The organism is Flavobacterium sp. (assembly GCF_044348915.1).
Taxonomy (GTDB): domain Bacteria; phylum Bacteroidota; class Bacteroidia; order Flavobacteriales; family Flavobacteriaceae; genus Flavobacterium.
The window spans coordinates 14,710-29,524 of the sequence record NZ_JBIKRX010000033.1; the positions used below are offsets into that span (position 1 = coordinate 14,710).

Annotated in this window: 14 protein-coding genes; 4 read left to right on the forward strand and 10 right to left on the reverse strand. The window is 36.6% G+C overall.

Translation table 11 applies throughout. The features are described 5' to 3' along the window. Nucleotides 1-66: 66 nt before the first annotated feature. The 8 genes from ACIQ1E_RS07560 to ACIQ1E_RS07595 all read right to left on the reverse strand — a co-directional run bounded on the left by ACIQ1E_RS07560 (nt 67) and on the right by ACIQ1E_RS07595 (nt 8,505). The gene (locus tag ACIQ1E_RS07560) at nt 67-1,512 is read right to left on the reverse strand and encodes an MFS transporter (RefSeq protein WP_396170167.1); all 1,446 of its coding nucleotides are present in this window, start codon (nt 1,510-1,512) and stop codon (nt 67-69) included. Between the two features lie 62 nt (nt 1,513-1,574). Next, on the reverse strand, nt 1,575-2,987 hold the full coding sequence (gene uxaC, locus ACIQ1E_RS07565; protein WP_396170169.1) for a glucuronate isomerase: 1,413 nt from the start codon (nt 2,985-2,987) through the stop codon (nt 1,575-1,577). 7 nt (nt 2,988-2,994) lie between these two features. Next, complete coding sequence (uxuA, locus tag ACIQ1E_RS07570) at nt 2,995-4,155, reverse strand: mannonate dehydratase (RefSeq protein ID WP_396170171.1); 1,161 nt, start codon at nt 4,153-4,155, stop codon at nt 2,995-2,997. A gap of 34 nt (nt 4,156-4,189) precedes the next feature. Then, nucleotides 4,190-5,014 (reverse strand): SDR family oxidoreductase, encoded by an 825-nt coding sequence (locus ACIQ1E_RS07575; RefSeq protein WP_396170172.1) that lies wholly within the window; start codon nt 5,012-5,014, stop codon nt 4,190-4,192. After that, the gene (locus ACIQ1E_RS07580; protein WP_396170173.1) at nt 5,015-5,680 is read right to left on the reverse strand and encodes a bifunctional 4-hydroxy-2-oxoglutarate aldolase/2-dehydro-3-deoxy-phosphogluconate aldolase; all 666 of its coding nucleotides are present in this window, start codon (nt 5,678-5,680) and stop codon (nt 5,015-5,017) included. It lies immediately after the preceding gene. Nucleotides 5,681-5,919: 239 nt separating this feature from the next. Then, nucleotides 5,920-6,369, reverse strand: coding sequence for a YhcH/YjgK/YiaL family protein (locus tag ACIQ1E_RS07585; RefSeq protein ID WP_396170175.1), 450 nt, complete (start codon nt 6,367-6,369; stop codon nt 5,920-5,922). 11 nt (nt 6,370-6,380) lie between these two features. Then, the gene (locus ACIQ1E_RS07590; RefSeq protein ID WP_396170177.1) at nt 6,381-7,424 is read right to left on the reverse strand and encodes a PfkB family carbohydrate kinase; all 1,044 of its coding nucleotides are present in this window, start codon (nt 7,422-7,424) and stop codon (nt 6,381-6,383) included. A gap of 73 nt (nt 7,425-7,497) precedes the next feature. Next, nucleotides 7,498-8,505 carry a PfkB family carbohydrate kinase gene (locus tag ACIQ1E_RS07595; RefSeq protein WP_396170179.1) on the reverse strand — a complete coding sequence of 336 codons (1,008 nt, stop codon included), beginning with the start codon at nt 8,503-8,505 and terminating at the stop codon, nt 7,498-7,500. A 165-nt stretch (nt 8,506-8,670) separates the two neighbouring features. Between ACIQ1E_RS07595 and ACIQ1E_RS07600 the strand changes: the two genes are divergently transcribed. The 4 genes from ACIQ1E_RS07600 to ACIQ1E_RS07615 all read left to right on the forward strand — a co-directional run bounded on the left by ACIQ1E_RS07600 (nt 8,671) and on the right by ACIQ1E_RS07615 (nt 11,446). After that, on the forward strand, nt 8,671-9,687 hold the full coding sequence (locus tag ACIQ1E_RS07600) for a LacI family DNA-binding transcriptional regulator (protein WP_396170190.1): 1,017 nt from the start codon (nt 8,671-8,673) through the stop codon (nt 9,685-9,687). Nucleotides 9,688-9,940: 253 nt separating this feature from the next. Beyond that, entirely contained in the window at nt 9,941-10,159 is a 219-nt protein-coding gene (locus ACIQ1E_RS07605) for a helix-turn-helix domain-containing protein (protein WP_396170180.1), read from the forward strand. A gap of 5 nt (nt 10,160-10,164) precedes the next feature. Beyond that, nucleotides 10,165-10,497: a HipA N-terminal domain-containing protein gene (locus tag ACIQ1E_RS07610; protein ID WP_396170182.1), complete on the forward strand. Its 333-nt coding sequence runs from the start codon at nt 10,165-10,167 to the stop codon at nt 10,495-10,497. Next, the gene (locus ACIQ1E_RS07615; protein WP_396170184.1) at nt 10,490-11,446 is read left to right on the forward strand and encodes a HipA domain-containing protein; all 957 of its coding nucleotides are present in this window, start codon (nt 10,490-10,492) and stop codon (nt 11,444-11,446) included. Before ACIQ1E_RS07610 ends, ACIQ1E_RS07615 begins: the two co-directional genes overlap by 8 nt. A 204-nt stretch (nt 11,447-11,650) precedes the next feature. On the opposite strand, the gene ACIQ1E_RS07620 is transcribed toward ACIQ1E_RS07615, so the two are convergent. Then, nucleotides 11,651-12,367, reverse strand: coding sequence for a heterodisulfide reductase-related iron-sulfur binding cluster (locus tag ACIQ1E_RS07620; protein WP_396170186.1), 717 nt, complete (start codon nt 12,365-12,367; stop codon nt 11,651-11,653). Between the two features lie 76 nt (nt 12,368-12,443). Next, complete coding sequence (locus ACIQ1E_RS07625) at nt 12,444-14,549, reverse strand: FAD-binding and (Fe-S)-binding domain-containing protein (protein WP_396170188.1); 2,106 nt, start codon at nt 14,547-14,549, stop codon at nt 12,444-12,446. Nucleotides 14,550-14,815: the final 266 nt, after the last annotated feature.

Sequence of the window (14,815 nt, forward strand, 5' to 3'; positions counted from 1 at the left end):
AAAAAAATAACCCTGAAGCAGTACTTCAGGGCTATCACTAACAAAAAAATATAAAATAATATAAATCTACAAATCAGTAATAGGAGAATATTTAGGAACTAAAGATTTCATTATTATCCAACCTATCAAATAACAAACCGAGCAAATGGAGAAAATGATAAAATATCCTGCTTCTATTCCTTCAAAGCCCATAAATAACATATTGGTTTCTTTGGTGTAATCGAACAACAATCCTGAACTTTTATTGATTAAGGTTGATCCTAAACCTCCGGCTAAACCACCAATTCCAGTTATTGTAGCAATTGCTTTCTTAGGAAACATATCACCAACAGTGGTAAAAATATTAGCCGACCAAGCCTGATGTGCTGCTCCAGAAATCCCAATTATAATAACCGGTAGCCAATAGGAAATATGTCCCAAAGGTTGCGCAATTAATGCTAATAGGGGGAAAAATGCAAAAATCAACATGGCTCGCATTCTACCTTCGTAAGGGTTCATTCCTTTACTTTCTACAAAATACGTTGGCAACCAACCACCAATAATTGACAGTAAAGTAATCATATATAGAACAAATAATGGCAATGCAGCTTGAGTGGAGTCCATACCATAAACAGAACTTAAGTAGGCTGGTGCCCAGAATAAAAAGAACCACCAAACCCCATCGGTCATAAATTTACCAATGGCAAATGCCCAGGTTTGTTTGTACTTGAAACAATCCATAAAGGCTATTTTATCAGTATTCTCAGCTACGTAACCCTCGATCTTACTATCGGCGGTAATATCCTGATGAATGTATTCTAGTTCTGCAGCAGACACTCTTTTATGCTTTTCTGGTTTATCGTACATAAAAATCCAAAAGCCCATCCAAACAAAACCTAAAGCACCAATAATAATAAAAGCGGCTTCCCAACCAAAGGCTCTTGCTATAAATGGAATAGATATTGGCGCTGCCAAAGCACCAACTGTAGCGCCAGCATTAAAGATACTTGTTGCTAACGCTCTATCTTTTTTAGGGAAAAATTCTGCTGTAGTCTTTATAGCGGCAGGAAAATTCCCTGCTTCACCCACAGCTAACACAAAACGAGCAAAGATAAAAAGTGTCACACTAACATTGATTACCATCCCGGTATCATTAACCGTGCTGATAACATCTTTTGCTCCTTCAAATCCTACAAACCATTCTCCAGTTATAATGCCGGAAGTTGCTATCCCACAAAAAGCATGCAAACATGCCCCAATTGACCATATTCCGATAGCCCAAAGAAATCCTTTTTTGGTGTCCATCCAGTCTACAAATCTTCCAGCAAAAAGCATCGATATTGCATAAAAAATAGAGAACAAAGCGGTGATGTTTCCGTAATCATTGTTGGTCCAATGAAATTCGGGCGCTATAAAATCTTTCCAAGTCAAAGACAGCACTTGCCTATCAAGATAATTAATGGTTGTTGCAAAAAAGAGTAAACCACAAATGGTCCATCTGTATTTTCCTATCGATTTATTGGTCTCGCTCATTGGTTGGTTTTTATTAGTGGTTTTTAAATTAATACATTTTTTGTCTAAATTGCTGTTGGGATTTACAACTCGATATTGAAATATTTTTTGGCGTTACTATAACAAATGTCTTCGACCATATTTCCTATAAGTTTCATATCATTAGGCAATTCTCCTTTTTCGATTTCATCGCCTAATACATTGCACAAGATACGTCTAAAATATTCATGTCTTGGGAAAGAAAGAAAACTTCTTGAATCGGTTACCATTCCAACAAATTTGCTTAACAAGCCAAAATTAGAAAGTACATTCAATTGTTTTTCCATCCCATCTTTTTGGTCTAAAAACCACCAAGCAGCTCCATATTGCATTTTACCTACTACAATTCCATCATTGAAATTAGCAGCCATAGCAGCAAACATTTCGCTGTCTCTAGGATTTAAATTATAGACAATTGTATTTGCTAACCCATCGCATTCACTCAACTTACCGAAAAATTTGCTCATATTTTCAGCCATATTCAAATCACCAATGGAATCATATCCTTGATCTGGACCTATAGTTTGGAGCATTTTTACATTGTTGTTTCTTATGGCTCCAACGTGAAATTGTTGTGCCCAAGATCGGGATTTGTTCATCAAAGCTAATTCATACAAAACAGCTGATTTGTATTTATTGATCTCTAATTTCGATATTTTTTCGCCTTTTAAAGCTCTTTTTAAAATAACATTTATTTGTGTTGAGGTATATTTTTCGCCATAAAAAGTGTTGTGTCCATGATCTGAAATTCTGCAACCCATTTCATGAAAAAAGGTATGACGTTCTTTTAAAGCATTAATAAGCGAACTGAAATCAGTTATGGTGTAATTGACAGTTTTTTCCAATTTTTGAATCCAATCGATAAATGCTTTACCTTTCTCAATTTCGGTGGCTTTATCCGGTCTAAAGGAAGGCAATACTTTAATTTCAAACTGATCTTCTTGCAATTGCTTGTGGTAGCGCAAATCGTCTGTAGGATCATCCGTAGTTCCAACCACTTTGACATTCATTTTCCTTAGAATATTTCGAACACTATATTCTGGTTTTTTCAACAATTCAGCACATTGATTGTAAATCGACTCCGCCGAATCTGCATTCAACAAGTTGGTTATTCCAAAATAATTTTTGAGTTCTAAATGGGTCCAATGGTAGAGCGGGTTCCTCAAAGTAGTAGGAACCGTTTCTGCCCATTTCATATATTTTTCATAGTCGCTTGCATCCCCTGTAATGAACTTTTCATTCACACCATTGGCGCGCATCGCTCTGTATTTATAATGATCCCCTTCAAGCCATATCTGAGCTAAATTCTCAAATTGACGGTCTTCCGCAATGTCCTTTGGAGACAAATGACAATGGTAATCAAAAATAGGTTGATGCTTCGCAAAGTCGTGATACAATTGTACAGCAGCTTCACTATGAAGTAAAAAATTGTCGGTAATAAATATTTTTTCTGACATTTTTTGCTTAAAATAAACTTCTTTCGATTCCCATCTCTAAACCTCTCAGCTCAGCTAAGCCTCTCAAACGACCAATTCCAGAATAGCCTGGGTTAGTTTTTTTATTCAAATCATCCAGCATTTGGTGTCCGTGATCCGGACGCATTGGAATAATTCTCTTGGTTTCTTTTTGCTTTTTAAGAATGGATTTGATTACTTCGTACATGTTCACATCTCCTTCTAAATGGTTTGCTTCGTGGAAATTTCCTTCGGCATCGCGTTGGGTACTTCTTAAATGAATAAAATTCATTTTATCGCCATGACGATCAACAATACCTGGCAAATCATTTTCGGCAATTACACCATAAGAACCTGTACAAAAACAGAATCCATTAGATGGAGAATCAATCGCATTCAATAATTGAATTAAATCAGCTTCGGTACTAACGATTCTTGGTAAACCTAAAATTGCGTAAGGTGGATCATCTGGATGAATAGCCATTTTTACTCCTACACTTTCAGCAACTGGAATAATCTCACGCAAAAAATAATAAAGGTTTTCTTTTAATTTATCCGCATCGATACCATCATATCCTTTTAGAACTTTCAAGAAATCTTCCACTGAATACGATTCCTCTGCACCCGGTAAACCAGCAATAATGTTTTGTTGCAATTTTACTTTATCGGCATCGGTTAACTTTTCGAAAGTGACTTTTGCTTTTGCTTTTTGGGCATCAGTATACGTATTTTCTGCTCCGGGTCTTTTTAGAATAAATAATTCAAAAGCTGCAAATTCATTAACATCAAAACGCAATGCTTTTGAACCATCAGGCATTTCATAAGACAAATCGGTTCTTGACCAATCCAATACAGGCATAAAATTGTAACAAACGATATTAATTCCACAAGCAGCTAAATTTCTAATGCTTTGCTTGTAGTTTTCAATATATTTCAAATAATCGCCTGTTTGTTTTTTGATATCCTCATGAACCGGAATACTTTCTACAACAGAAAGTGTCAATCCAGCAGCTTCAACCTCATTTTTACGCTTCATTATCTCATCCACTTCCCACACTTGCCCATTTTTTATGTGGTGCAAAGCAGTCACAATTCCGGTGGCTCCGGCTTGCAATGCATCTGATAATTTTACTGGGTCATTTGGACCGTACCATCTCCAAGTTTGTTCCATAACTGTATATTCTTATTTTTTAAGAACTATTGTTTTAAACTCCGCTAAACGCGCTAAAACCTCCATCGATAGGAATAACTACTCCAGTTACAAAAGAAGAGGCATCGTCGCATAAATAAAGTGTGGTGCTAATTAAATCTTCAGGTTCACCAAATCTTCCCATCGGTGTTTGCCCAATAATCGCATTTCCTCTTGCTGTCAATTCACCATCTCCGGTTGTCAATAAAGCACGGTTTTGATCTGTTAAGAAAAATCCTGGAGCCAATGCATTTACACGAATCCCCACTTTAGAAAAATGAACTGCTAGCCATTGTGTAAAGTTAGAGACTGCCGCTTTTGCTCCGCTATATGCAGGTATTTTTGTCAAAGGTGTAAAAGCATTCATCGAAGAAATATTCAAAATGCTACAGCCTTTTTTACCAATCATATCTTTAGAAAAAACTTGTGTTGGCAATAACGTTCCGATAAAGTTCAAATTGAAAACGAATTTTATCCCTTCGGCATCTAAATCAAAGAATGTTTTGAAACCTTCGGTTGTGTTTAGCAAATCTTCCTCTAAGAGAAATGGATTGGATGTCGTTCCCAATGGATGGTTTCCTCCTGCTCCGTTTACTAAAATATCGCAACTTCCAAATTTTTCATTTACCACTATTTTAGCTGCTTCTAATGAATCTCTTTCCAATACATTAGCCGCTACACCAATTGCTTTTCCTCCCGCTGCATTAATTTCGTCAGCAACTCGATCTGCTGCTTCTTTTTTTAAATCCAATACTGCTATTTGGTGTCCTTGCTTAGCTAGTGCTTTAGCTAATGTACCACACAAAACTCCTCCTGCCCCTGTTATTACAACTGTTTTCATCTATTTATTTTCTATAGATTGAATTAATTCCAATACTTTTTTAGTTTCTGATTCTATGGTTGCATAATCTTTATCAGCCATCAATTGTTTGCTGATTAGTTTGCTTCCCATTCCAACAGCAGAAACTCCTGCTTTGAACCAACCGCTGATGTTTTCACTTGTTGTATCCACTCCTCCAGTAGGCATAAATCGTAGATTAGGGAAAATATCTTTGATTCCGCTTAAGAAATCGGGTCCTAGCATATTACCGGGGAAAAGTTTAATGAATTTTACTCCCGCATTTTCAGCAGCAATAATTTCAGTAGGTGTCATACAGCCTGGGCTATATAAAACTTCTTTACTTTTCAAGAAAGTAGCTACTTCTGGCACAAAACCTGGACTGATGAAAAAATCAGCTCCAATTGTAAAATATTCTTGCGCTTGTTGTAGGTTTTTGATGGTTCCAATACCTAATAATAAATCTGGCATTTCAGCATTTCTAACTTGTACCATTTTAGCAAAGTTACTCATTGCTGTTTCTCCACGGCTGGTGTATTCCACAGCTTTTACTCCTGCTCTGTAGATTGCTCTTAAAACTTCTATTGTTACTGTTTCATCTGCATTAAAGTACAAAGGAAGCATTCCTTGTTGCACAATTGCATCGGTTACTGATTGTATTTTACTCATTTTTTTTATTATTTTTTAGTTTTATTAACCTCAAAAACCCGCGGTTTTATATTTTGATTTTTTGTTTGATAGATTTGACAACTTTTAGAAAGTTGTCAAATCTGATATTTATGTGCTTTGCTCGCGTGAGGGATGGCAGTGGAGCTCTCCCGATTTTTCATCGGGAAGCGGGAACGTACAGCCCGAACCGACCTACTGAGCTTGTCGAAGTATAGGGAGGGGCACGCCCAAATCATTATTTAAATTTTCACTTTAAATACTAATTTTTTGATTTCGCCTTCCCCAATCATTGGAGCGTGAACATCTTCTGGATAAAAGATGGCAAATTGACCATCGGTCAACTGAAAAGACATATCTGGAGCATCGCTAAAAAAACGGACATCCTTTTCAGGATTATAGTCTCCGTTTGGAGCAACACATTTTTCTCTTGGTTTCCAAGCGATAGTTTCCAAGCCTTTTACACATACTTGAATGTCGATGTTTTTGTCGTGACATTCAAATTTTGCCAAACTAGCTTCGACTGTTTTTCCGTTTCCAGTAGCGACAATTAGTTTTAATCCGTCGGCAATTTCTAAAACTCCATCAGGAAGATTGGCAATATCATTTTGATTGATGTAATTAAATGCCTTTGCAAACAAAGGATTCAATCCAGTGTATTTTGGTGCGTTTGTTACTGTATCTATGATCATAATTTCTTGATTTATCTTGCCACTCTACCAGAAGCATCACCACCCATAAGTTTGGAAACTTCATCTACTGTTACCAGGTTCGCATCACCTTTGATCGTGTGTTTCAAGCAAGAAGCTGCTACTGCAAAATCTAAAGCATTTTGATCGTTATCTGGATAGGTTAATAATCCGTAGATTAAACCTCCCATAAAAGAATCACCTCCACCTACTCTATCTACAATATCAGTAATTTGATATTGACGCGTTTGTAACATTTGTTTTCCATCGTATAAAACTCCAGCCCAAGTGTTGTGCGAGGCTGAAATTGAACCTCTTAAAGTGGTAATTACTTTTTTGGCTTTAGGGAATTTTGCCATCATTTGTTGACAAACAGATAAGAACGCTTCTGCTTTTACATCGTGTCCGTGTGTTTGCACTGCTGCTCCATCAGGTTTGATACCAAAATGCATTTCAGCATCTTCTTCGTTGCCTAAAATCACATCACAATATGATGTCAACTCAGTCATAATAGCTTCGCGATCTCCACCATATTTCCAAAGTTTAGCACGGTAATTTAAGTCGGTTGAAATAGTAATCCCTAATTTACTTGCAGCTTTCACAGCATCCAAACAAGCATCGGCAGAACTTTGAGAAATTGCTGGCGTAATTCCTGTCCAGTGAAACCACTCTACTCCTTCAAAAACTTTCTCCCAATTAATCATACCCGGTTGGATTTCAGACATTGAAGAATGTGCTCTATCGTAAACCACTTTACTTCCTCTGCTCACAGCACCAGTTTCAAGGAAATAAATTCCTAAACGTTCTCCACCCCAAACAATATTATCAACACCAACTCCTCTTTTACGCATTTCCATCATAGCGCATTCACCAATATCATTTTTTGGCAAACGGGTTACGAAATCCACTGGAATTCCAAAATTAGCCAATGAAACAGCTACGTTAGATTCTCCACCTCCATATACAACATCAAAATTGTCTGCTTGTGAAAATCTTAAAAATCCTTGTGGTGCTAATCTTAACATTATCTCTCCAAATGTTACTACTCTTTTTCCCATTTTTTTTGTTTTAATTTTTTATTATCTATCTGTTCTTATTTCAATTCGTGTCCGCACACGTTTTAATTTATAATTATCTAGAAACTCGCCCTCCTCCGAAACCACTCATCAGCGCCTTGATTTCATTTACAGTCGCCAAATTTATATCTCCCGAAATAGAATGTTTCAAACAAGTTGCAGCCACTGCAAACTCCAACGCCATTTGATGATCATCCGCCCAAGTAATTAATCCGTAGATTATTCCCGCCATAAAGGCATCTCCTGCTCCTATCCTGTCGATAATATGTGATATATTATATTCTCTCGAATGCAACAATTCTGTACCGTTCCAAATCGAGGCGCTTACAGCATTTGAGGAAGCATTGGCACGCATTCTATGTGTAGAAGTAATGTTTTTTAATTTTGGAAAAACTTTCATCCAACTACTAAAAACCATTTCTTCGGTATCCAATTCATTTTTTGGAACGCCTAAAACTTTTTCAGACTCATCAATACCGCCTAGTAATAAATCACAATGTTTAACAAGATCAGGCATTACTTCATTCGCGTTTTTGCCATATTTCCACAAAGTAGGTCTATAGTTCAAATCAGCAGAAATAGTTAAACCCATATCTTCGGCAACGACTAGTGCTTCTTTGCACAATTCAGCCAATTCTAATGAAAGAGATGGCGTAATTCCCGACCAATGAAACCAATCTTCGTCGTTGAAAATTGATTTCCAATCGATTATTCCTTTTCTTAAAGTAGAAAAAGAAGAATCCTCTCGATCATAAACCACTTTACCTGGTCGTTCTGACGCACCTTGCTCAAAATAATAGATACCAAGCCTCTTTCCTTGCTTAAAGGCTATTGGCTCTACACCAAAAGAACGTAACATACTTAAAGAAGATTCACCCAATTCATTTGTGGGCACTGCGGTAATAAATTTAACCGGAAGTCCAAACTTGGCTAAAGAAGCGGCAACATTGGCTTCGGCACAACCATAATACAAGTCAAACGAAGTGGCTTGCGTCAATCGCAAATGACTAGGCGGCGAAAGCCTTAGTAATATTTCTCCAAAAGTTACAATTCTTTTAGTCATACCGTTTTGAGTTCTTCGTGTACGCACACGAACAATGCAAATATATAAAAAAAAGCAACCCAGACAACCAATTTAAAAAAAAATTAAAAAAAGAGTTTGTTATAAAAAAATTATAAATTTACACCCACAAAACTAATACTCAAGCTCATCGTTACAATTAAAAAAATAGCAGAACTAGCCAATGTATCTGTAGGAACAGTGGATCGAATTATTCATAATCGTGGACAAGTTACAGCAGAAAACATCGAAAAAGTAAACGCGATTATAAAAGAGTATGGTTATAAGAAAAATATTTTTGCAAGCAACCTAGCTTTTAATAAAAGGTATAAATTCGCCGTTTTTTTACCAAAGAATAAAAATGTAGAATATTGGAGAGCTCCCATAATTGGTGTAGAAAAAGCGGCAGAAGAACTAATAAATTTCGGAATCTCTGTTGATTATCTCTATTTCGATTACAACATTAGCTCTTTCAAAAAGACAGCAAAAAAAATTTTGCAACTGGACTATGACGGCTTGCTTTTTGCACCGATTTTCTATGAGGAGTCCATTTCTTTTCTAACAGAATATAAGAAAAAAAACACTCCTATTGTGATGATTGACTCCAACCTTCCTGAAGTTGAAGGTGTTGCCTACATAGGTCAAGATTCATTTCAAAGCGGCTATCTTGGCGGGAAATTAATTAGTTACGGAATCAAAAACGACAGTAACGTATTGATTTTAAAAATTATACGAAATGAGGAAAGCACCTCGAGAACGAATGTCTTTCTGCAACGAATCAAGGGTTTTTATGCTTTTTTCAAAGACAAAACAAATCTTCCAAAATTCAATTTCACTGAGATTAGCATTAAATACGATATCGAAAACCAATTAACTCCAACAATGTTTTTGGGTATTGATTGCGTTTTTGTACCCAATTCAAGGGTTTATATCGTTGCTGAATTCCTTAAGACAAACCAAATACAAGGAATTCGAGTAGTAGGTTATGAATTATTAAAACAAAACCTTGAATATCTGAATGATGGCATTGTGGACTTTTTAATTCACCAAAAACCCGAAGAACAAGGTTACATGGGAATTATTCATTTGTATAAAAAAATTGTTTTAAAAGAAGCCGTTACCGAATTACACTATATGCCACTCGAAATAATTGTCGAAGAGAATTGTGCAAAAACTCCAGTATAGGTCAACTTCTTTAAAATTAATGAAAATTTTGCAAGACTGAACCGAATTTTACTATTTAGACCACCGCCACATTCCATATGTCCTACAGTGGTATAAATGGCATTTAAAGGCATAAATGTCGCTCTGTTTTTAGAAATCTGTCAAAATAAATATTATATGCTTTTACATATAAATATATTTTATTCGAACAAACTATATGTTTTTACATATAATTTACTATATTTACTTAAAATCAATGCAAAAGCATATAATTATGAATACACTAGCGGATTTTGTAAAAGAGAAAAGAAACGAAGTAAAACTCACCCAGGAAGCCTTTGCAGAACGTGCGGGAGTGGCACTTACAGTCATTCGAAAAATAGAACAGGGAAAGGAAAACCTAAACCTTGAGAAGGTAAATCAGGTGCTCAAAATGTTTGGGCATACGTTGGCTCCGGTCAATGCGAGAGAATTATCCAAAAATGACGACTAAATAATATGAGAAAAGCCGCCGTATATTACACAACCTTTCTGGCGGGCATCCTCACCGAAACGGATGACGGAGACTACACCTTCGAATACGATGAAAAGTATGTGATGGAACATCCCAAGGAAAGCATCACCTTGACGATGCCGGTACGATCAAAAACCTATACCGAAAAACGGTTATTTCCTTTTTTCGAAGGCTTGATCCCAGAAGGATGGCTTTTGGATATTGCATCCAAAAACTGGAAAATAAATCAAAATGACCGTATGGGATTGCTATTGGCCTGTTGCCAAAACTGCATCGGAGCGGTAAGTGTACAATCAATACCAAACGAAAATGAGTAAGAACTGTCTATATTGCTACAAACCGTTAGAAGACAATAGTGTTGGTGATTTTCACGAACAATGTAGTCTGGAGTTTTTTGGCACCAAACAACAACCAGCATTTGAACATTCGCTTCAACAAATGGCAGAGTTGGCCAAAAACCTGGTGGAGCGAAGCGTGGCCGTTACAGGTGTACAACCCAAACTATCACTCTCCATTGTGAATGGTGCTCTGCAGGACGGAAACAAGGGTCGTCTTACCGTTGTCGGAGCACTGGGAGGAAATTACATATTCAAGCCACCATCCGATCAGTTTCCTGAAATGCCCGAAAACGAACACTTAACTATTCGTATTGCCGAAGCTTTCGGTATCAACACCCTAAAGTCGAGCTTGATCAGATTGCAATCTGGAGAACTATCTTACATCACCAAACGCATCGACCGAACAGAGTCGGGAGAGAAAATTCATATGCTCGATATGTTCCAGATCACGGAAGCTTTCGACAAATACAAAAGCTCGATGGAAAAAGTGGGCAAAGCTCTAAACGAGTATTCAGACAACACACTATTGGATAAACTATATTTCTTGGAATTGGGTATTTTCAGTTTCCTCATCGGCAACAATGATATGCACCTGAAGAATTTTTCGATGATCTATTCTAATGAAACCTGGACATTGGCTCCAGCCTATGATCTATTAAACGTAGCAATAGTAAACCCGGACGACACCGAAGAACTTGCCCTAACAATAGAAGGTAAAAAAAGAAGACTCCAATGGGAAAATTTCGAAAGATTGGGCATCAACCTCGGCCTTAACGAAAAACAAATAAAAGGGATCGCAAAACGCTTCCAGAAAAACAAGGCCGTCGCCATCCAATGGATCAACAATTCGTTTCTATCAGAAGGGTACAAAGAAAAATACAAGGCCCTGATGGACGAAAGGTACAGCACCTTATTTCAGCGGGAATAAACGCATCTTTTTTTGATTAATTTTACTCCAAGAAAGTATGTCACAAACAGTATTACCTACGAGTGAATTTGGGGAAAAAGAGTTTTAATGAAACTTATTTTACAAAATCATTGTCAATCACAGCAAAACTGTAAAGTATTAGAGTTTGAGTAGTTTTGAATAAAAATCATTAGTATTTCATTCGAAAAAGCCCTTTCGTAAAAACTACCTAGTCACTCCCTCAATCAAATAAAAGATTGATTTAAAATCGATACCGCTCATTTTTTCGAAACCTATTTCGCAAGTTCTGCTCGTTGAATAGCCTTCTGTGCAATTGGCAGGAATTTGCGCTTTTAAATCTCTTAAACCGTGATCATTAAGTTCAGGAACAAGAAAACCTCGGTCTCCAGCAAAACCACAACAATTACTATCAATCATTGTAACTTCATTAGCGCAAAGTTGTGCTAAGGCAAGGAGTTGTTCCATTTTTCCAATTTTTTTGACAGAACAAACTGGAAAAACTGCGACAGTGTCTTTTTTATTCTTTACTTTCAAATGAGGCATTACATAATCCAACATAAATTCGATGGGATCTACAATTTTTAGTGTTTTCGAAAACTCCACTTTAGAATGATAAAAACACGGACTCATATCATATAAAACAGGATATTTTCCGTTCTCCGATACTTTCAAAAGATCAGCTTCTAATGCTTGGGATTGCGTGTGATTGGCTTCGGCAAAACCTTTACTTGAAAAAGGCATTCCACAACAATGCGTATTCATTTTATCAGGATAAATAATCGAATACCCAGCACGTACCAACAATTGATGAGTAATTTCAGTCAATTGAAGATCGTCTGCACTTTGAAAACTATTTTTACCCATACTTCTGTTTATGCAGGAAGGGAAATAAACTACTTTTAAATCTGATACTGTATTCATTGATATTTTATTAAAAGGTCAACCGCAGATTCGCAGATTATTATATAATTTTAATAAAAAATCTGCGAATCTGGAGTCAATTTTTTGTATTGATTTTATTGGCTCCTTTGGGTATTTCGGGAATCCATTTTGGGACTTTTCCAAAACTGATAAAATGTGTTCCATTAGATAAAAAAGTCATAATTGTGGTTCCCAATATGGAATGAAATATAGAAACTGTTTTTAATCCAAATCTCAAAATAGCCGTGGTTCCATCCATATGAGAACCAATGTATGCTGCTGATTTTTTATTACTATTGCTGATTTCTTTGGCACGCCAAGTTTTAACAAATTTCCCCGTATCAATATGTACAGGACAAGCCAAGGCACAAAGTCCATCGGTAGCGCAAGTTTCGTCTAATTGATAGCGTACATCTTTTCGAATATCGGCCAGTCGTTGTGGATCATCATTAGATTCTTCTAAACGGCTAATTTCCCTAGCAATTACGATGCGTTGCCTTGGTGACAAAGTCAATCCTTCGGAAACACAATAAGGCTCGCAAAAACCGCACTCCATACATTTGTCGACAATGTCGTGGGATTCGGGCATTGGTTTTAAATTCTTAAGATGGGCTTTCGGATCGGGGTTGATTAAAACGTCTGGGTTGATTTTGTTATAAGGATCAAAAATATTTTTGATGCGTTTCATTATTTCATAAGCAGCTGCCCCCCATTCTTTCTCCACAAATGGAGCCATATTTCGGCCCGTTCCGTGCTCTGCTTTTAGAGAACCACTAAAACGATCAACTACCAAAACAGCTAATTCCGCCATAAGTTTTTCGTATCGATCAACTTCTGCTTGGTTAGAAAAGTCTTGCGAGAAAACGAAATGCAGGTTGCCTTCTAAAGCGTGACCAAATAATACGGCATCGTGGTATTCATACTTTTTGAATAACTCTTTCAACGCCAAACAAGCATCTGCGAGTTGTGGTAATGGAAATGCAACATCTTCGATGATTACCGTTGTCCCATTTTTCCGAAGACCTCCCACAGTTGGCAACAATCCTTTCCGAGCTTTCCAATTGAAATAATATTTTTTAGGGTCGCTTGTAAATTCATAATCCGTAAAAGTCGGAATAGACTGAATTTGCATTCGAATATCATCTTGTTTTTGTTTTAAAACCACCAAATCATTATCCCTGCATTCGACTAGTAAAACGCAAGCCGACTCTGGCAAAGATTTAAAATAATCTGGTGCATCAGGGTCATTTTCAACCGAACGAATGGAGTCTCGATCCAATAATTCTACTGCGGCAACTGGAGCTGACTTTAATAAAATAGTGGCATTGCAAGCATCCTGAATGGTATTGAAAATAAGTAAAGAGCAGGATTTGTGCTTTTCGTCTATAACGGTTCTGAAAGTTACGTTCGAAATAAACGCTAAGGTTCCTTCGGAGCCTACCATTAAATGTTTGATGATTTCAATAGGGTCGTGGTAATCGACAAATGCATTGATACTGTACCCAGTAGTGTTTTTTATTTTGAATTTGTTTTTAATAAATTGATACAGCGTTTCATCGTTTTTGATTGTATCTCTAAGACTTTCAATCTCTTGAATCAACACTTTCTGATTAGTTTTAAATTGGCCAAGACTTTCTGAATCAGCTGTATCCAAAACAGTTCCGTCATTCAAAACAATTCGGATATCGGCTATAGTTTGATAGGAGTTTTGAGCTGTTCCACAGCACATTCCGCTCGCATTATTAGCTACAATTCCGCCAATCATTGCCGCATTTATCGATGCAGGATCTGGTCCAATTTTTAGTCCGTGCGGTGCTAAAAAAATATTGGCTCTGGCACCAACAATTCCAGGTTCTAATCTTATTTTTTGATTGTTTTCTAAAAGTTCAAAATTTTTCCAACCGTGGGTAGCCACCACCAAGACTGAATCTGTGATTGCTTGCCCGGACAAACTTGTTCCCGCAGCTCGAAATGTTAGTGCAATATCTAACTTTTTGGCTTGTTTAATAATCTCTATAACTTCGGATTCGCTATGCGCCAGAATAACAATTTTTGGAATTAATCTATAAAAACTGGCATCGGTTCCATACGCAAGGGTTTGTAACGGATTATCTAAAATTCTCTTAGTGTCGATAGTTGCAGATAAATTATCTTTAAACTTTTGATAAGAAGGAGCTAACATCGCAATTGTATTTTATAAGTTTATTTGCCAAGGGAGTCTGCCATTAATCCCTCGACAATGACATAAAACTAAGCGAAAGTACTGCTTTTTTCAATAATTAATAAAACAAAAAAAGATTTTATTACACGGTTTACAAAAATATTTGTAACTAATCAGTTTATAATTCAAACTCAAATTTAGCTATTATTACCAATGCTTCCAATACATTTAGGCCATTTTTTATAGTTGTATCAATGACTGAGCGTATTTTAGCAAAGTTTTGTGCT

Coding starts and splice junctions, on each gene's coding strand:
- ACIQ1E_RS07560 (WP_396170167.1), bottom strand. CDS start 1,512: ATGAGCGAGACCAATAAATCGATAGGAAAATACAGATGGACCATTTGT.
- uxaC (WP_396170169.1), bottom strand. CDS start 2,987: ATGTCAGAAAAAATATTTATTACCGACAATTTTTTACTTCATAGTGAA.
- uxuA (WP_396170171.1), bottom strand. CDS start 4,155: ATGGAACAAACTTGGAGATGGTACGGTCCAAATGACCCAGTAAAATTA.
- ACIQ1E_RS07575 (WP_396170172.1), bottom strand. CDS start 5,014: ATGAAAACAGTTGTAATAACAGGGGCAGGAGGAGTTTTGTGTGGTACA.
- ACIQ1E_RS07580 (WP_396170173.1), bottom strand. CDS start 5,680: ATGAGTAAAATACAATCAGTAACCGATGCAATTGTGCAACAAGGAATG.
- ACIQ1E_RS07585 (WP_396170175.1), bottom strand. CDS start 6,369: ATGATCATAGATACAGTAACAAACGCACCAAAATACACTGGATTGAAT.
- ACIQ1E_RS07590 (WP_396170177.1), bottom strand. CDS start 7,424: ATGGGAAAAAGAGTAGTAACATTTGGAGAGATAATGTTAAGATTAGCA.
- ACIQ1E_RS07595 (WP_396170179.1), bottom strand. CDS start 8,505: ATGACTAAAAGAATTGTAACTTTTGGAGAAATATTACTAAGGCTTTCG.
- ACIQ1E_RS07605 (WP_396170180.1), top strand. CDS start 9,941: ATGAATACACTAGCGGATTTTGTAAAAGAGAAAAGAAACGAAGTAAAA.
- ACIQ1E_RS07610 (WP_396170182.1), top strand. CDS start 10,165: ATGAGAAAAGCCGCCGTATATTACACAACCTTTCTGGCGGGCATCCTC.
- ACIQ1E_RS07615 (WP_396170184.1), top strand. CDS start 10,490: ATGAGTAAGAACTGTCTATATTGCTACAAACCGTTAGAAGACAATAGT.
- ACIQ1E_RS07620 (WP_396170186.1), bottom strand. CDS start 12,367: ATGAATACAGTATCAGATTTAAAAGTAGTTTATTTCCCTTCCTGCATA.
- ACIQ1E_RS07625 (WP_396170188.1), bottom strand. CDS start 14,549: ATGTTAGCTCCTTCTTATCAAAAGTTTAAAGATAATTTATCTGCAACT.